Below are 17272 nucleotides of genomic sequence, written 5' to 3' on the forward strand. Positions count from 1 at the left end.
CCGCACTGCCACCGGCGACGGAGATGGGCCCCCTGTGGAAGACCGCGCCGGGCTGGTCGGCCGACACCGGATGGGCCCGCACCGACGGCGACCTGGCCGTCCGGGTGGCCAGCGACCTCGGGTTCGATCTCGACGTCGACCAGCAGTGGTCGTTGGACGCCATCCTCGCCGAGGACGACGACGGCCTGCCGGCATGCGGCGAGTTCTGCGTCGTCGGCGGTCGGCAGGTGGTCGGGAAGTCCGTCACGCTCGTGGTGGCGGCCGTCATGGACGTGCTCTTCCTCGGCCATCCGGTCCACATCTGGACGGCTCACCAGTTCCGGACAGCCAGGAAGACGTTCGAGGACCTGGTCAAGCGCCTCAAGCGCCACCCGGACTACGCCGAGCGGATCTCCAACATCAGCGAGTCCCACGGCGACGAGGCAATCGAGTTCGACGACGGCGAGTCGGCGATCGAGTTCCACGCGCGCTCGGGGCGATCCGGCCGAGGTTTCACCACCGGCCGGATCACCATGGACGAGGCGATGTACGTCCAGCCCGGCGACCTGGGGGCGCTCGTGCCGACGCTGGTCACCATCGACGACGCCCAGGTCCGCTACGGCGCCTCCGGCGGGATGCTGCAGTCCGCGCACCTTCGCTCGCTGCGCGAGCGCGGCCGGTCAGGGACCGACACATCCCTGGCCTACATCGAGCACGGTGCCCCGTTCCGGGCCTGCCAGGACGGCGAAACCTGCGCACACCAGCTCGACACCGCCGGCTGCGCCCTGAACGACCGCGAGCTGTGGCGGTGGTGCGCACCCGGGCTGCGCGCCGGCCGGGTCACCGAGCGCTCGATGCTCGGCCAGCGACAGAAGCTGGCCTCCACCCCGCGCGAGTTCTCCCGCGAGTTCTACACCTGGTGGGAAGACCCACCCTCCGAAGACGGTGGCGCCTTCGACTTCAACCGGTGGAAGGACCTCGCCGACCCCGCCGCGGAGCGCGGCCGCGGCCCGGTGTTCGCCGTCGCCACCCCGCGTGACCGGTCCTGGTGCGCGATCGCCGTCGCCTGGCGCCGGCCCGACGGTGCCCGGCAGGTCATGCTCACCTTCGAAGAGGACGGCCCTCTGGACTACCGCCCCGGCACGGCCTGGGTGCCCGAGCGCATCGCCGAGCTCCGGCGCCGATGGAACGGCCGGGTCCTCGTCGACACCAACGCACGCGGGCTGCTGCCCGAGGACGTCGCCGAGGAACCCGGCGAAGCCGACCAGGCCGAGGCGCACAACGCGCTGGCCAACGCCATCGAGGCCCGCAGCGTCCGCCACGGCAACCAGCCGGCGCTCAACACCGCCATCCGCGGCGGCCAGTGGAAGAACCGCGGCGCCACTCGGGCGCTGGACCGAGACGGCGACATCGACGTCAGCCCCGCGGCCGCAGCCGCCATGGCCATGCACGCGCTGCCCGCCGTCGCATCCACGCCGAACATCTGGTGAGGAGGCTGCACATGCTTCCCGCCCTCTACCTCCTCGCCGGCCTTGCCGCAGTCGTCGCCGGCGTCACCGGCCTGCTCAGCGTGTGGGCAGGTCTGATCGTGCTCGGTACCGGGCTCATCACCCTCGGCGTGCTCGAGGCCCGCGGCACAGGCGCGGTCACCGTCGAGGACGGCGAGGCCCGGTGAGGGGAGCCCTCGCGGCGCTCCGCCGCTCGGTGGAGAACCCGAACACCCCGCTCACCGGCGGCCGGCTGCTCTCCCAGATCACCGACGCCGGCGAGGTCTGGTCCGGCAACCCGCTCCAGCGCGAAGGCCCCACCGCGGTCGGGGCCGCGCTGCGGTGCGTGCAGATCATCTCCGGCCTGGTGGCATCCTGCCCACTGCACACCTTCGAGCCGGAGACCCGCAGGACCGTCCGGATCCCCGCGCTCAGCGCCGAGCGGGTCGGGATGACACCGTTCGAGCGGCACGAAATGACGACCGCGCACATCGCGCTGTGGGGCAACGCCTACTGGCGTAAGCACCGCACGCGGGACGGGCGGTTCGCCGAGTTCGTGCCCATCCACCCGGCCCGGGTCGAGGTGGAGATCGTCGAGGGCGAGGACGCAGCCGCCGTCGGCATGCCCTACGTCAAGAAGTTCACCGTCGACGGGAAGGTCCCCCTCACCGAGTGGGACATCATGCACATCCCCGGACTGTCCTTCGACGGCATCAAGGGCGTGTCCGTCGTTGGCCGGCTGCGGCGCACGTTCGAGCTCGCCGGCAGCGCCGAGGCGATGGCCGAGAAGCTGTACCGGCAGGGGATGCTCCTGTCGGGCTTCCTGTCCACCGATCAGCCGCTCGAGGAAGACCAGGCCACCATCCTCAAGGACCGGTGGCGGGCGAAGCTCGCCGGCATCGACAACGCCTACGAGGTTGCCGTCCTCGACCGGAACACGAAGTTCCACGAGCTGTCGATGTCGCCGGCCGACGCCCAGTTCTTGGAGACCCGCAAGTTCTCCACCACCGAGATCGCCCGCATCTTCGGCGTGCCCGGCTGGCTGATCAACGACCAGGAGAAGTCCACCAGCTGGGGCACCGGCATCGAATCCCAGTTCCGAGCCCTGGTCGTGGTCACGCTCGCGCCCTACATGCAGCGCATGGAGCAGCGGATCGACCGAGAGATCCTCGACCCGCGCACCGAGAGCGCGAAGTTCAAGCTCGAAGGCCTGCTGCGCGGCGACTCCAAGGCCCGCGCCGCCTTCTACAACGCCGGCATCACCGGCGGCTGGCTCACCCCCAACAACGTCCGCGACCTCGAGGACATGGAGCACGTCGCCTGGGGTGACGAGCCGTACCTGCCGCACAACCAGTCCGCCGAGTCGCAGCGCCCCGGCCGCGGCGAGTCCGACGACGAAGATCAGGAGGACGACGACTCGTGAGCACCGCGACCCTGCTCCGCACCGCCGGAGCCAGCGAGATCCTCGAGCGCCGCACCCGGCCGCTCACCATCACCGACGCCCGGGTTGTCACCCGCGCTGAGGGCGACAACCCGGCGAAGGTGTTCACCGGGCACGCCGCGGTCTTCGACTCCCGCACCGCGATCGGCAATCCGCTCCGCTGGGGCTGGTACGAGGAGATCGCGCCCGGAGCCTTCACCAAGACCCTCGACGAGGGCGACGCACGGTTCCTCGTCGACCACGACTCCCGTCTGCTGGTCGCCCGCGTCTCCGCCGGCGACCTGCGGCTGGCCGAGGACGACATCGGCCTGGCCACCACCGTCGACCCGCTCGACGAGGAGCTCTCCTATGTCCGGGACCTGGTGCGCAACCTCGAGAAGCGCCGTATCACCGGCATGAGCTTCGGCTTCTACGTCGTCCGCGACGAGTGGTCGACCATCGAGGTCGAGGTCACCGGGCCCGACGGCAAGACCACCACGGAGCAGGCCGATCTCCGCCGCCTGCTCGAGCTCCGCCTCCTCGAGGTGTCCGCGGTGACCTTCCCCGCGTACGAGGACACCGACGCCGGCCTGCGCAAGCTCGCCGACGAGGTCCGCGCCGCCCGCGGGCTGCCCACCGACTCCGCCCACACCTCTGAGGGCGAGCGTCCCGCGCCGGGAGAGACCACCCGGGACGAGAACGACCCCGCGCCGGCTGACGCCACCCGGGGCTCGCAGAGGGAGGACGAGCGCGCCCACGCGCTCGTCGCGCGTTACGGGCTGCCGCGGCAGTAGCGGCGGCCCGCCGAGCCCCACCCACCCGACCGCCCCCCGGCACCCGCCGGCGGCGGCATCAGCCACGCGAGGAGAACCACCATGAAGGCCAGCCTGCGCAAGAAGCTGGACCAGCGCGCCGCGCTGTGGAGCCAGTACCAGGACGCCCGCTCCCGGGCCGAGAAGGACGGCGCCCCCAACGCCGAGGACGGGGAGACCCGCGGCAAGCTGCTCGACGACATCGAGCGCCTCTCCCAGGAGATCGAGGAGGAGGAGCGCAGCGAGCGCGTTGAGCGCCTGTTCGAGGGCTCCGACCCGGGCGAGCAGCGCGGCACCAACCCGCGCGGCGGCGTCGACGAGGACGGCGAGGAGCGCGCCAAGCCCGACGAGGAGTACCGGTCGGCGTTCGACCTGTACGTCCGCCGCGGCCTGGGCCGGCTCGACGCCCGGCAGCAGCAGCTCCTCGAGGGCCGCTTCGAGCAGCTCGACACCCGCGCCCAGGGGGTCGGCACCGACGCCGCCGGCGGCTACGCCGTCCCGAAGGAGTTCGTCGCTCGCCTCGTCGAGGTCGCGAAGGCATTCGGCGGGATCCTCGCCGTCGCCGACGTCATCCCCACCGACACCGGCGCCCCGATGAACTGGCCCACCGAGGACGACACCTCGAACATGGGCGCGATCCTCTCGGAGAACACCCAGGTCACCGAGCAGGACGCCACCCTCGGCCAGGCGTCGCTCGGCGCCTACACCTACACCTCGAAGATGATCCGCGCCTCGCTGCAGTTCCTGCAGGACGCCGGCATCGACGTCGAGGCGTGGCTGGCTCGCAAGGTCGGCACCCGCATCGCGCGGGCGCTGGCCGTGCACCTGGCGACCGGCAGCGGCACCGGCCAGCCGCAGGGCCTGATGACCGGCCTCTCGGTCGGTGCCACCGCGGCCGGCGCGGCAGTCATCAGCTTCGACGACCTCATCGAGCTCGAGCACTCGGTGGACCCGGCCTACCGGATGAACGGCCGGTACGTCCTGGCGGACGCCGCGATCAAGGCGCTGCGCAAGGCCAAGGACGGCAACCAGAACTACATCTGGCAGCCGTCCACCCAGGCCGGCGTGCCCTCGCTGCTCAACGGACGGCCGTACACGATCGACAACGGGATCGCCGCCCCGGCGGCGAGCGCCCGCACCGTCGCGTTCGGCGACATCCGCGAGGCGTACGTCGTCCGGCAGGTCCGCGGCGCCCAGGTCATGCGGCTCACCGAGCGGTACGCCGACTACCTGCAGGTCGGGTTCCTCGGCTTCCAGCGGTGGGACGCCAAGGTGCAGAACGCCGCCGCGGCGAAGGTCCTGGTCCAGGCCGCGTCCTGACCCATCCCGGCGGGAGCGTGACCACCCACGCTCCCGCCGGGTGCCCATCGCACCGCCGAGACCGGAAGCGGGCCCCGTAGTGCCCGCGCCACCCGCATGAGGAGGGACCCACCGTGAGCCAGACCCCCAAGACCGAGGTCGACGTCGTCGCGATGCCGTCGCTGCGCACCGACGGCACCCCCGACCAGACGCCCGGGTTCAAGGTGCTGCACGAGGGCGGTGAGGTGAAGGCCGCCAGCAGCTTCAACGAGTTCCGGGACAAGACCCAGGAGACCGTCGAGGTGCCGGAGGAGTCGGCTGCGGCCGCCACCACCGACGAGACCGAGACGAAGGCCCCGGCCAAGTCGTCCCGGTCGGGCAGCTCGAGCAGCTGACCGCCGTGGCCTCTCGCCCCCGCCGTGCTCCCGTGGATCCGCCGCCGAAGTCGTTGCCCGCGGCGCCGCCGGAGACGCCGGAGCGCGGTGGGGGAGAGGTGGCCGCCACCGTGACCCGCCCCATCGAGCCGAAGGGGTGTGAGACACGGTGAGCGTCGTCGATCTGGCTGACTTCAAGGAGCACCTGAACAAGCCCGCCAGCCCGAGCGACGAAGACGACGAGCTGCAGCGCAAGCTCGACGCCGCGGAGGCCCACGTCGCCAAGCGCTGCGGACCGCTCGGACCGTCAACGGTCACCGTGACGGCGCATCTCTCCGGCGACCACCTCGTGCTGCCGGCCACCCGCCTGGCCACCGTCGCGGAGGTGCGCGACCCCGCCGGGCAAGTCGTCCAGCTCGCGGACGGGGCGACGAACCTCCTGTCCGGCATCATCCGCGTCCCATACCGACGCGCAGGGGCCTGGGCCATCGACATCACCACGACCCGGAACGTGGCCACCGATGAGCGCCTCGCCGATCTCCACGAGGCCGTGCTGATCATCGCCGCGCACCTGTGGGAAACCCAGCGCGTGCCCGGCCGCAGCCCGCGCCCGGGCCAGGCGCCGGAGCCGCCGACCGGCCGCGGCTTCGCGATCCCCAACCGGGCCGCCACGCTGATGGGCCCGTACACGCTGCCCGGGTTCGCCTGATGCCCGACACCGCGTCACCGGCCGTCCGCACGGTCGAGCAGGCCGCGGCCGGCGCCATGGTCGGCGACCTGGACGACGTCGTCGTGCTCGCCGGGATCAACGACCAGCAGGAGTACCAGTCCCGGCAGGTGACCATCGCCGGCACCTGGGATCCGGAGATCGAGTCCCTCACCAGCAACCACACGGTCACCGTGCTGCGCGAGCAGCTCGGTGCCGGCCGCCGGGTGCGCGAGACGTCGGCGATCGCCTGCCTGGCCTTCTCCGGCGACGGCGACCGAGACCTGCAGCGGCACCGCGCTGCCGTCGAGCAGGTCATCACCGCCCTGCACGCGGCCCTGCGTGCCGTCGCCCAACTCGAGGACGGCACGCCGGCGACCGCGCGCATCGACGAGCAGCAGTGGGCCGAGGTCATCGATGAACAGGGAGGCGGCGTCATGTGCCTGTTCACCGTCATCGTCGTGGCGTTGCCGTGACCACCCCGGCGTCGGTGCAGATGGCGCAGCTCGCCCGCGACCTGCACCGCATGGGCGCGGCCGGGCGGCGACACCTGCGGGTCGCGTTCGAGCGCGCCGGCCGGGCCGCCGAGTCGGACGCGAAGTCCCGCGCCGGGTCCTGGTCGACGCGCATCCCGGCCGCGATCTCCGCCCGGTCCGAGGTTCGGCCGGACCGCATCGGTGTGGTGCTGCGCGCCTCGGCGTCGTCGGCGCCGCACGCCCGCCCCTACGAAGGACTGGGGCAGGGCGGCTCCTTTCGTCACCCCGTATTCGGCCGGCGGGATCGGTGGGTCACCCAGCCCACCCGGCCGTTCCTGTGGCCGGCCGTGCGCGGCCGCCGCGCCGACATCGCAGCCGCCTGCGCGGACGCCTACGAGGCCGCCGCGCGTGACGCCGGCTTCCGCTGACCAGGAGGACCCATGGCACTGATCCCCGCCTTCCACGAGGTGTACGGCTGGCAGCTCATCCCCGAGAGCCGTCAGCGCCTGCACCCCGACGAGTGGTCGGTCTACGACCCCGCCGCCCACAACGCCGACGACGTCGTGAAGTACCTCGCCGCCGCCGGGCCCCGCGAGCGCGCCCGCGTCCTCGCGCTCGAGCGCGACGGCAAGGCCCGCAAGACCGTCCTCGCCGAGGACCCCGAGACCCCGGTCGCCGTCGGCGCCGGCGAACCTACCAGCCCGGCCGGGGACGACCCGGGCCAGAACCAGGAGGACTGACCCATGCCCGAGATCGCCGACGCCACGGCATTCTTCCAGCCCACGGTCTCCGAGATCGTGTGGATGGAGGACATCGCCGACAAGGTGAACCTCGTCCCCACCGCCGCCGAGATCGCCAGCGGCCTGCGGCTGATGAACGAGCTCTACGACGTCACCGGCTTCACCGGTGAGCAGTCGTGGATCACCCGCCGCAACGGCGGGTCCCGTGTCGACGGCCAGCTCGCCGGCAAGTACACCCTCGCCGCCTCGTCCATCACCTTCACGATGGACAAGGAGGGCACCGACGCCGCCGCCGAGTTCGCCGTCGACCCCGAGGGCGACGAGGCCCTCGAGGGCTACCTGCTGTACGCGATCCGCGGCCTGGTCACCGCGCGGCCGGCGAAGACGTTCCACTGCGAGGTGGCGCCGGCCATCGACGTGCCGTCGTGGGACGGGTCGGACTACCCGCGGATCACGATCCCGTTCGGCATCCACAAGGTGAAGGACATCGTCATCCCGACCCTCACCCCGTGACCAGCCTCCGCGACCGGATCGAGGCCAAGGCCCGGCGGACGGCGACGATCCCCCTGCAGGTCGGGGACATCGCCGCCGCCGCGGCCGAGGTGGCGACCGCCCGGGCGGCGCTCGACCTGCACCTGGGCAGGGTCAAGGGCCGCACCGAGGCCGAGGGCGGCCCGCAGACCGACGACGAGCAGAAGCGCACGATCGTGCTGCGCGGCGCGCTGAAAGAAGCGCTCGCACGGGAAGCCGGCTGCGTCGTCGACGTCGAGCTCCAGGCACTGCCCGACGACGAGTGGGACGCGATTCTCGGCCAAGCGCCCGAGGACGAGGCCGGCGACATCGACCTCGACGATGTCCGCGCCGCGCTGCTCGCCGCCTCCTGCATCGACGAGACGCTGCGCGACGAGCAGTGGTGGACCGAGCAGCTCGCCCGCCCGGAGTACTCCAAGGGCGACAAGGTGCTGATCAACAACACCCTGCTGCGGCTGAACCTCAACACCCCGGACGGGCGCCAGGGAAAAGGCTGAGGCGCGACCAGCTACACGCCGCCCGGATGGCGTACTGCGGGCCGCGCGGCATCCCCCTGTCGGTGTTCCTCGGACGGGTCGTCGGACCGGGCGACCCCGCGTGGCTCCGATCGGACCGCGACGCGGCGGTCGAGTGGGCCGCCCACGAAGCCCGCCGGTGCGGGAGCTGCGGCACCCACCCCGACGACTGGGCCGACAACCGGCACGCCCACCACGCGCACCTGTCCGATCAGTGCCCCGGCTGCCTGCAGAAGCACCGCCGCACCGAGGCCGTCGGCAAGGACGGGCTCCCTCCCGGTGTGCACGTGATCCTGCCGCGCGGCCCGGCCGCGGCCTGCCCGCGCTGCAAGCCCCGCGACTGACCGGCTGACCAGCGAGGGGGGGGGTTGCAACCATGGCCCTCTCCAAGGACGTCGTCATCCGCATGCTCGGCGACTCCAAGTCGGCCGAGCAGGCGATCAAGGCTGCGGCCGACGCCGCCGAGGTGTCGGTCACCGCCTACCGGCGGGCGGAACGGGAGCACGCGAAGCAGGCCAAGGCAGCCGAGGCCGCGGCCGCCCAGCAGCGCGAGGCGATGGCCTCGGTCGGCCGGGCGGCGATGACCGCCGGAGCGGTCATCGCCGCCGGGCTCGGTATCGCGGCGAAGGCGGCGATCGACTGGGAGTCCGCCTGGGCCGGCGTCGTCAAGACCATCGACGGCTCCCCCGAGGAGTTGTCCGCCCTCGAGGGCGAACTCCGCCAGCTGGCCACCACCCTGCCAGCCACGCACGGCGAGATCGCCGCCGTCGCCGAAGCAGCCGGCCAGCTCGGCATCGCCCGTCAGGACGTCGTCGAGTTCACCAAGGTCGCCATCGCCATGGGCTACTCGACCAACCTCGCCGCCGAAGACGCCGCGACGAGCATGGCCCGGTTCTCCAACATCATGGGCACGTCCTCCAGCGACGCCGACCGGCTCGGCTCAGCCCTGGTGGAGCTCGGCAACAACGGCGCGAGCACCGAAGCCGAGATCATGGCGATGGGCCTGCGCATCGCGGCCGCCGGCCGCCAGGCCGGCATGACCGAAGGCGACGTTCTCGGCCTGGCCAACGCCATGTCCTCGGTCGGCATCGAAGCCGAAGCCGGCGGCACCGCGATCTCCCAGGTCATCAAGGATATGAACAGCGCGGTCCTCAGCGGCGGGGAGCAGCTGGAGAGGTACGCCCGCATCGCCGGCGTCAGCGCATCCGAGTTCGCCAAGGCGTGGCGCGACGACGCCGCCTCCGCGCTGCAGACGGTCGTCGCCGGGCTACAGCGCGCCCAGGCGGGCGGCCAGGACGTCAACGCCACCCTCGGAGACCTCGGCCTGTCCGGCATCCGCGTGTCGGACACCCTGCTCCGTCTGGCCGGCGACGCCGACAAGCTGGGCGGGCACCTCGCGACCGGCAACCGGGCCTGGGCTGAGAACAACGCCCTGATGAACGAGGCCAACAAGCGGTACGAGACGACCGCCTCGCAGTTGCAGATGGCCCGCAACCAGATCACCGATGCCGCGATCGACATCGGCGGCACGCTGCTGCCGGTGGTGGCGAAGGGCGCCGAGCTGGTGGCGGACTTCGCGCGAGGCTTCCAGGAGCTCCCCGACTGGATGCAGTCCAGCGTCGTCATCATCGGCGCGCTCGCCGCCGGCATCGGCCTGCTCGGCGGCGCCGCAGCGATCGCCTACCCGAAGATCCTCGCCTTCCGGGCCGAGATGCAGATCCTGGCGACCTCCGGCACCGCCGCCTCGACCGCCGTGGGGCGCTTCGGGCTCTTCATGACCGGGCCCTGGGGCGCGGCGATCGGCGTGGCCACCCTCGCCCTCGGAGGCCTGGTCACCTGGCTCGGCAACTCCTCCCGAGCCAGCGAGTCGGCGGCGAACTACCAGCGCGACCTCGCCTCCGCGCTCCGCGAGTCCGGCGGGGTGATCAACGAGAACGTCCGCGCCCTCGCAGCGCAGAAGGCAGAGAGCGAGCAGGTCGCCAACCGCTCGCTGCTCGAGTGGGCGAAGGATCTCGGCATCGCCCTGCCCCGGGTGACCGACGCCCTGCTCGGCCAGCGCGACGCCTACGAGGAGATCGTCGGCGCCGCGCAGAAGCGCCTCGACCAGATCGAGGCCGAGATGAACACCGGCCTCGACGGCGACTCCGACCGCTTCTACCAGCTCGACCGCGAGAAGCGAGAGCTCCAGCAGGTCATCGGCGCCTACGAGGACCTGGCCAACGGCATGGGTGGCGCCGTGGCCGAGAACGAGCGCATGGCCGCCGCCGCCGCGCTCACCGGTGACGCCGCGATCAAGTCCGGCGACGCCCTCAGCGGCGCCGCGGACGCGGCCGGTGAGCTGGGAGGCGCCACCTCCGACGCCGCGTCGGCCGCGGAGGACCTCGCCGACGCCCTGGACGCCCTCAACGGCCCGACGCTGGACCTCCGCGACGCCACCCGCAAGTACGAGGCCTCCATCGACGCCATCACCAAGGCCATGGGCGAAGAGGGGTGGAAGCGCACCCTCGACGCAACCACCGAGGCCGGCCGCCAGAACCAGGAGATGCTCGACGACCTGGCGAAGGCGGCGATGGACCAGGCCAACGCCATCCTCGCCAACGGCGGCTCCTACGACTCCTTCCGCTCGTCCCTCGAGGCGGGGCGCGGACAGCTGGTGCAGGCCGCACTGGCGATGGGCGCGACCGAGGAGCAGGCGTGGGCGCTGGCGAACTCCATCCTGCAGATCCCCGACGCCGCCACCGTCGACATCCAGCTGCCCACCTACCAGCAGACGATGCAGCGTCTCGCTGAGGTGCAGGCCAAGGTGCTCGGTCTCCCCCCGGGGCACACGGTCAACGTCGGAGTGCTCAGCGAGCAGGCCATGCAGAAGCTGCGCGACCTCGGCTTCACCGTCAACACGCTGCCCGACGGCACGGTCGAGGTCAGGGCGAACACCCAGGAGGCCTACGACGGGCTGAACGCGTTCCTCCGGGCGCCCGCCGTCAAGACGGTCCGGATCATCACCGACGACTCCGGCGCCACCGTCGGCCGCGACTTCGCCAACGGCAGCAAGGCCCGCGCCTCGGGTGGCCCTGTCTGGCCCGGCCAGCGGTTCCTGGTCGGCGAGAAGGGACCCGAGCTGGTCACCTTCGGCCAGTCGGGCTACGTCACCCCCGCCGACCAGACCGCGCAGATCCTCGCCGCCCTGCGCCAGCCGGCCCCCTCCGCGGCGCAGCTGGCCTTCGCTGCCCCCGCCGCGCCGGCGGTGTCCAACTCGAGCACCAGCTACTCGCGGACCTACGCCCCGAACGTGGTCGTCCGGACCGCCCGTCCCATGGACGAGCGGAGGCTGGTCGCGCTCCTGGCCGACGAGGAGTTCCTGCATGGCTGAGCGGCTGGTCTGGACACCCGCCGACGGCTCACCGCCTCTGGATCTCTCCGACGAGAGCGCCGGCTTCGTCTGGCAGGCCGAGGGCACCCGCGGCCTGCGGTCGGTCGTCTACTCCTTCACCTCCCAGTCCTACGCCGGCATCGACGGCGACGAAGTGCAAGCCGTCCGGGCAGAGGCCAACCACCCCTCAATCGGCATGCTGGTCCGGGCCCGCAACGTCGACGAGTTCCGGGCCCGCACCCGGGCCCTCGTCCACGCACTGCGCCCCAAGGCCGGCCCGGGGACGCTCACCGTCACCACCGAAGACGGCCGTGCCCGCCGCCTCGTCTGCTTCTACGAGGGCGGCGCGGAGGGCGACGAGTCCGACGAGACGACGATGCCGGGCCGCTGGTGGAAGCTCATCCTGCGCCTGTACGCGCCGATGCCGTGGTGGCTGGGCGACCCCCAGCGCGTCGAGCTCGGGCTGGGCGCCCCGACGACGTTCTTCCCGATCTTCCCGCTGGTCCTGTCACCCTCGACGATCCAGGGCCAGTTCACCGTCGACCTCAGCGACACCGACGCGCCGGCCTACCCGGTGTGGACGATCACCGGCCCCGGCAGCTCGATCGAGCTGACCAACCAGACCACCGGGCGCAGCATCCTCGTCGACACCGCCCTGGGCCCCGGGGAGTCCATGCGGATCGACACCCGTCCCGGCGCCCGCTCCGTGCGCCGCCTCGTGGACAGCCCCGAAGGCCCCGTCCCCGGCGAACTGCTCACCGGCGCGCTGCAGGGCGACCCCGCGCTGTGGCCCCTCATCGCCGGCGTCAACCGCGTCACCGCCGCCCTGGCCGGCGCGACGGCCGACTCCCGCATCACCGGAGAGTTCGAGCCCCGCTACGCGGGGGTGTGACCGGTGGCCGACTGGTCGATGTGGGCTCGCGACGCCGCCTACGGCCTGGACCTCGAGCTGCCGATCACCTCGGCCCGAGCCGTCCGGCGGTGGCTCGGTGTGGACACCGCCATCATCGAGACCCCGTTCACGCCTGAGGCCATGGACCGGCTGCAGCCCTCCCACGGGGTGGAGCTGTGGCGCGACGGCCGCCAGGAGTTCGCCGGGCTGGTCGAGGAGCTCAACCCGACCTGGAGCGCCGAGACCGGCGAGGCCGTGCTCAAGGCATCCTGCGTCGGGGACGCCGTCCACCTCGCTGACCGCCTCGTCTTCCCAGACCCGCTGCGCGCCGCGGACGACCAGACGGTCAACGACCACTGGACCACCAGCGGTGTCGCCTCCACCGCGATGCAGCAGCTCATCTCCGACCAGGCCGGCCCCACCTGCCGGGCCGACCGGCGCGTGCCTGGCCTGGCCCTCGGAGCGGACCCCGGCGTCGGGGTGTCCCGCCCCTGGTCGGGCCTGTTCAACTCGGTGCTGCAGCAGCTGACCCTCATGTCCGTGGTGTCGGGCGCCAACCTCGGCGTGCGGATGCGCGCAGCGCCCGGCCAGCTCACCGCAGACGTCGTGGCCCCGCGGAACCTGGCAGACGACATCCGATTCTCGGCAGACCTGTCGAACCTGGCCGGCATCGACTACCGCATCACCGCGCCGTCGCTCACCCACGCACTCGCGGCCGGCCAAGGCGACCTGCGGCTTCGGCTGCGCCGGCTGGCGGTCACCTCCGACCCGCTGGCACTGGCCTGGGGCCGGCAGATCTGGTCCTACATCGACCGCCGCGACACCGCCGAGGTGGCCGAGCTCGTCCAGGCGGCCGAGGACGCCCTGGCCGACGGCGGGCCGACCGTGTCCCTGGCGGTGACGCTGCTCGACACCGACGCCGCCACCTACGGCCGCGACTGGGACGTCGGCGACCTGGTCACCGTCTACGTCGGGCTGCCCGGCCAGACCAAGGTGGCGACCGTCTCCGACGTCATCCGCGAGATCCGCCTCGACGTCGCCGCGTCCGGCGCCGAGTCCATCCGCCCGGCCATCGGCTCCTACGACGCCAAGGCCACCGTGCCCACCCCGACTCAGCAGCAGCTCGCCGCCGTCGGGCTGTCCCTCGCCGGCCTCATCACCAGGAAGTGACCCCGCACATGGACGAGACCCCCGCACCGGCCGCGCTCACCGCCCTGGAGCTGGACCGGGCGATCATCGACGCCTCCCGCGAGTACATCGCGGCCCAGCGCGCCCGCCCCCGCGACCAGGAGCGCATCGACGACGCGAAGGCCGAGCTGGACGGGCTGATCGCCCTGCGCGATGCCGGCATCTGAGCGGTACGTCTTCGACCTGCACACCCCGCACCCCAACGTCGACATCGACACGATGCGGCAGGCCATCGTGCAGGCCATCGCCGAGGTGGAGACCAACGCCGCCGGGCTCGACGACACCTACTGGCTGTCCGACCTGCTGTTCACCCTGCTGGGCAGCGCCCTCGCCGAGGCCGCGCAGCTGCGCGCCGACCTGTCCGCCCTGGCCGACCGGCTCGCCGAGCTGGAGCCAGCACCCCCGACCGAGGAGGCATAGTGCCGGACGTCTACGGCCCGTTCGACGGGACGCCCTGGGCCCAGGCCCAGTGGTACCGGCACTCCCCGACCTGGGCGCCGTCCGGCGTCCTGGGCGCACCAGCGGTGTCGCCGACCACCGGGGGGCTCGCGTTCGGGTCGTCGGGGCTCAACGTGTCCGCCGGCCCCGGCCGGGCCGAGGTGCGGGGCGCCGGCTTCGAGCGCACCGGCACGCCGCCCCTGCAGCCGGTCGTGCCGAACACCAACTCCTCGCTGTGGCGCCGCGACCGCCTGGTCCTGCGCCGCGACGTCATCGCCAAGACGGTCACGACCGTCGTCCTGCAAGGCGCGCCGTCGGCCTCGCCGGCCGCGCCGGCCCTGCAGCAGAACGAGGACGGCCAGTGGGATGAGCCGCTGTTCAGCTTCCTCGTTCCGCCGGACAGCGGAACCGCGATCAGTGGTGTCGTCGACGAGCGGTCGTGGGTGTCACCGTCCGGCGCCGGCCACTACACCGCCTGGCAGCCGTTCACGCCCACCCTGACGTCGTCCGGCGGCAGCCAGCCGTTGATGAACGCGGCCAACCGGATCGGCCGGTACCGCCGCATCGACGCGCTCACCATCGAGTGCGAGATGCACTTCCGGTGGGTGTCTCTGGGCCTCGGCGAAGGCCTCGGCTCGGGCGACTACCGGTTCGGGCTGCCGGTGCCGGCCGCCGCCTGGTACCCGGCCGAGTTCACGCTGGGCGTCGCGACCTACGTGGACGCGGGCACCGCCGTGCACGCCGGTGTGGCCAACCTGGACTTCAGCGGGTCGAGGTCCAACGTGCAGATCGTCGTCGGGCCCCGCGTCGGGGCGTCCCTGCCGACCATCCCGGCCAACGGCGACCTGTACACGGCGAGCCTCACCTACCAGGCCGCCTCGCCCTGATCCGTCCCCTCGCCACCCGGCCGCCATCCGGTGGTCGGGCCGCCGCCATGCCCAGGAGGTGCCCGTGGCAGCGTTCCTCACCGGCAAGAAGCTCGGCACCACGCAGTGGTACCAGGAGCGCCGCGACCCGCTCACCGGGTGCACGGTGCTGCATACCTCCGAAGGTGTGATGGACACGATCGGCCCCGACACCGGCGCCGAGGCCCTCGCCGAGTACATCCGCGGCCGCGCCACCGCCGGCTCCTACCACGACGTCGCCGACTCCGACTCCAACCTGCAGCTCGTCGAGTACGTGCACGGGGCGTTCCACGACGCCACCGGCTCCAACAACTGGGCGCTGTCCATCAGCTTCGCCTGCCGAACCACCGACTGGGCGCGGATGAGTCCCGAGCGGCGGCGCGGCTTCCTGCGGCAGGGCGCGCTCGCGTTCGTCCGGCAGCAGCAGTACCGGCGCAGCGTCGGCGCTCCGCTGACCCGCGTCCGACTGATCACGAAAGCGCAGTCCGACCGCGGCGAGTCCGGCTTCACCTACCACGGCTACCGCGACCCCGGCCGCCGCACCGACCCCGGCACCACGCAGGCCGCGCCGTTCCCGGTCGACGAGTTCTTCCACGAGTGCCGGGTCGCGCTCGCCGAGCTCATGCCCGACCACCCCGACGCCGGCCGCGCCGCGGCCGGCAGCACACCCACCCGCGTCCTGGTCCTGGAGGACCCCATGCAGATCCCCGCTGGCGAAGGCGTCCACCTGACCGTCCCCTACGTGCCGAAGGACCACAAGGCCGTGCTGACCGTCACCGGCGACTCCGTGTCCGGGGCGGTCGTCTACTCCAAGGGCGTCCGCGGCGACGGCACCGGCCACCCGCTCATCACGGCGGACAACGGCTGGAAGCAGTGGCTCGCCCCAGGCTTCCAGGCCGCGCTCGACGTCACGTGGTTCACCGCCGTCACCCTGCACAACCACGGGGCGGAGACCAAGCCGGACGCGATCGCCAGCGCCGCCATCGTCGTCGTCCCCGCCTGACCCCACCGGACGACCGGGAGCTGAGGTGACCGTGCCAGTGCAGCGGGGAGACCGTGACGGCCCCACCGTGGACAGCCTGATCCTCGAGAAGATCGACGATCTGAAGTCCCACGTGGTGAGGCTGGAGACCGGTCTCGGCAACCGCGTGGAGCAGCTCAGCCAGCAGTTCGTACCGCGCGCCGAGTACGAGTCGCGCCATTCCGACGTGCGCAACGAGATCACCAAGACCGACGCCCGCGTCGAGGCGGTGAAAGCGGAGCTCGCGTCTCGCATCACCGCCGAGAGCGCCGAGCGCAAGACGCTCGAGGAGAAGCTGGCGGCGGCTCGCCGCTTCGCCGTCAGCACCTCCATCGCCGGCTTCGGCTCGGTCGTCGGCCTGCTGTCCCTGATCCTCACCAACCTGCCGAGCTGACCGAGGAGAGCCCCCATGCTGGACCGGATCAAGAGCGCGCTGCAGCAGCTGCGCTACACCGAGCCCGCGCTGCTGCGCGCTCGCTACGTGCAGATCGCCGGCATGCTCGCCGCCCTCGGACTGACGGTGCCCGGCGTCGTCCACCACTGGGTCGGCGTCGGCCTGGCGGCCGCGGCGATCGCCGCCCCCTACTACCAGGGGCGGAAGACGCGCGCCGACGTGTGGTCGCCGGCCACCGTCGACGACCTCGCGGCGATCGCCGCGCTTTTCCCTGGCCTCATCGGCCGCGCGCGGCAACTCCTCGGCGCCGGCATGCCCGCGGCCGCGGTGATCCGCCAGCTCGAGCAGGAGTCGCTGGCCGACGACCCGCCCGGGCAGCACGCCGCCGACCCCTCGCCCCGCTGACCGCTCGCACGCCCGCCACCCCCTCGACAGGAGTCTTCTCGCATGGCACAGGTCATCGTCGGCCACCCCGACGCCACGTTCAGCGGCTACCTGCGCGTCGCCGGCCGCGGCCTGCTCTTCATGCAGGGGTTCACCGAGCCGATCAGCCTGAGCCCCGCCCAGCAGGCCGAGCTCATGGACAGCGGCTTCACCGTGGACGGCCAGCCGCCCACCCCGGTGCCCGACCCGTTCCCGCAGTACCTCACCGTGCCGCGGGCACGCCAGCTGGTCACCACCGACGAGGAGGTGCTGGCGTCCCAGAGGGCGGCCTCTGAGCTGCT

General features: G+C 72.5%; 23 protein-coding genes. All 23 read left to right on the forward strand.

Translation table 11 applies throughout. From position 1 onward, the window contains the following. Nucleotides 1–23 precede the first annotated feature (23 nt). The gene (locus A6V29_RS20905; protein WP_212719241.1) at nt 24–1469 is read left to right on the forward strand and encodes a hypothetical protein; all 1446 of its coding nucleotides are present in this window, start codon (nt 24–26) and stop codon (nt 1467–1469) included. Nucleotides 1470–1480: 11 nt separating this feature from the next. Further along, complete coding sequence (locus A6V29_RS20910; protein WP_170977823.1) at nt 1481–1654, forward strand: hypothetical protein; 174 nt, start codon at nt 1481–1483, stop codon at nt 1652–1654. Continuing rightward, the gene (locus tag A6V29_RS20915; RefSeq protein ID WP_170977824.1) at nt 1651–2889 is read left to right on the forward strand and encodes a phage portal protein; all 1239 of its coding nucleotides are present in this window, start codon (nt 1651–1653) and stop codon (nt 2887–2889) included. Before A6V29_RS20910 ends, A6V29_RS20915 begins: the two co-directional genes overlap by 4 nt. After that, nucleotides 2886–3680, forward strand: a complete 795-nt coding sequence (locus A6V29_RS10620; protein ID WP_212719243.1) for an HK97 family phage prohead protease — start codon at nt 2886–2888, stop codon at nt 3678–3680. The genes A6V29_RS20915 and A6V29_RS10620 overlap by 4 nt, the downstream gene beginning before the upstream one ends. Before the next feature lie 81 nt (nt 3681–3761). Next, complete coding sequence (locus A6V29_RS10625) at nt 3762–5018, forward strand: phage major capsid protein (RefSeq protein ID WP_137160255.1); 1257 nt, start codon at nt 3762–3764, stop codon at nt 5016–5018. Nucleotides 5019–5131: 113 nt separating this feature from the next. Continuing rightward, nucleotides 5132–5392, forward strand: coding sequence for a hypothetical protein (locus A6V29_RS10630; RefSeq protein ID WP_137160256.1), 261 nt, complete (start codon nt 5132–5134; stop codon nt 5390–5392). A gap of 148 nt (nt 5393–5540) precedes the next feature. Continuing rightward, nucleotides 5541–6080: a head-tail connector protein gene (locus tag A6V29_RS10635; protein WP_137160257.1), complete on the forward strand. Its 540-nt coding sequence runs from the start codon at nt 5541–5543 to the stop codon at nt 6078–6080. Next, the gene (locus tag A6V29_RS10640; protein ID WP_137160258.1) at nt 6080–6553 is read left to right on the forward strand and encodes a hypothetical protein; all 474 of its coding nucleotides are present in this window, start codon (nt 6080–6082) and stop codon (nt 6551–6553) included. Before A6V29_RS10635 ends, A6V29_RS10640 begins: the two co-directional genes overlap by 1 nt. Further along, nucleotides 6550–6981, forward strand: a complete 432-nt coding sequence (locus A6V29_RS10645) for an HK97 gp10 family phage protein (RefSeq protein ID WP_137160259.1) — start codon at nt 6550–6552, stop codon at nt 6979–6981. The genes A6V29_RS10640 and A6V29_RS10645 overlap by 4 nt, the downstream gene beginning before the upstream one ends. Before the next feature lie 12 nt (nt 6982–6993). Then, the gene (locus A6V29_RS10650; RefSeq protein WP_137160260.1) at nt 6994–7293 is read left to right on the forward strand and encodes a hypothetical protein; all 300 of its coding nucleotides are present in this window, start codon (nt 6994–6996) and stop codon (nt 7291–7293) included. 3 nt (nt 7294–7296) lie between these two features. Beyond that, nucleotides 7297–7806 carry a hypothetical protein gene (locus A6V29_RS10655; protein ID WP_137160261.1) on the forward strand — a complete coding sequence of 170 codons (510 nt, stop codon included), beginning with the start codon at nt 7297–7299 and terminating at the stop codon, nt 7804–7806. Further along, nucleotides 7803–8321, forward strand: a complete 519-nt coding sequence (locus A6V29_RS10660; protein WP_137160262.1) for a hypothetical protein — start codon at nt 7803–7805, stop codon at nt 8319–8321. Before A6V29_RS10655 ends, A6V29_RS10660 begins: the two co-directional genes overlap by 4 nt. Before the next feature lie 26 nt (nt 8322–8347). Then, on the forward strand, nt 8348–8683 hold the full coding sequence (locus A6V29_RS10665; protein ID WP_137160263.1) for a hypothetical protein: 336 nt from the start codon (nt 8348–8350) through the stop codon (nt 8681–8683). 32 nt (nt 8684–8715) lie between these two features. After that, nucleotides 8716–11709 carry a phage tail tape measure protein gene (locus A6V29_RS10670; protein WP_137160264.1) on the forward strand — a complete coding sequence of 998 codons (2994 nt, stop codon included), beginning with the start codon at nt 8716–8718 and terminating at the stop codon, nt 11707–11709. Next, nucleotides 11702–12601, forward strand: coding sequence for a phage tail family protein (locus A6V29_RS10675; RefSeq protein ID WP_137160265.1), 900 nt, complete (start codon nt 11702–11704; stop codon nt 12599–12601). Before A6V29_RS10670 ends, A6V29_RS10675 begins: the two co-directional genes overlap by 8 nt. Nucleotides 12602–12604: 3 nt before the next feature. Beyond that, the gene (locus tag A6V29_RS10680; RefSeq protein ID WP_137160266.1) at nt 12605–13771 is read left to right on the forward strand and encodes a Gp37-like protein; all 1167 of its coding nucleotides are present in this window, start codon (nt 12605–12607) and stop codon (nt 13769–13771) included. Nucleotides 13772–13779: 8 nt separating this feature from the next. Then, nucleotides 13780–13956: a hypothetical protein gene (locus A6V29_RS20920; protein WP_170977825.1), complete on the forward strand. Its 177-nt coding sequence runs from the start codon at nt 13780–13782 to the stop codon at nt 13954–13956. After that, the gene (locus A6V29_RS10685) at nt 13943–14209 is read left to right on the forward strand and encodes a hypothetical protein (protein WP_137160267.1); all 267 of its coding nucleotides are present in this window, start codon (nt 13943–13945) and stop codon (nt 14207–14209) included. Before A6V29_RS20920 ends, A6V29_RS10685 begins: the two co-directional genes overlap by 14 nt. Then, nucleotides 14209–15114: a hypothetical protein gene (locus tag A6V29_RS10690; RefSeq protein ID WP_137160268.1), complete on the forward strand. Its 906-nt coding sequence runs from the start codon at nt 14209–14211 to the stop codon at nt 15112–15114. The genes A6V29_RS10685 and A6V29_RS10690 overlap by 1 nt, the downstream gene beginning before the upstream one ends. A 64-nt stretch (nt 15115–15178) precedes the next feature. Further along, nucleotides 15179–16135 carry a hypothetical protein gene (locus A6V29_RS10695; RefSeq protein ID WP_137160269.1) on the forward strand — a complete coding sequence of 319 codons (957 nt, stop codon included), beginning with the start codon at nt 15179–15181 and terminating at the stop codon, nt 16133–16135. 25 nt (nt 16136–16160) lie between these two features. Then, on the forward strand, nt 16161–16547 hold the full coding sequence (locus A6V29_RS10700) for a hypothetical protein (RefSeq protein ID WP_137160270.1): 387 nt from the start codon (nt 16161–16163) through the stop codon (nt 16545–16547). A 15-nt stretch (nt 16548–16562) separates the two neighbouring features. Then, nucleotides 16563–16952, forward strand: coding sequence for a hypothetical protein (locus A6V29_RS10705; RefSeq protein WP_137160271.1), 390 nt, complete (start codon nt 16563–16565; stop codon nt 16950–16952). Between the two features lie 42 nt (nt 16953–16994). Further along, a partial coding sequence (locus A6V29_RS10710; RefSeq protein WP_137160272.1) for a hypothetical protein occupies nt 16995–17272 on the forward strand: 278 nt, incomplete at its 3' end.

This window comes from Blastococcus sp. CCUG 61487, from assembly GCF_005222955.1.
Lineage (GTDB): Bacteria > Actinomycetota > Actinomycetes > Mycobacteriales > Geodermatophilaceae > Blastococcus.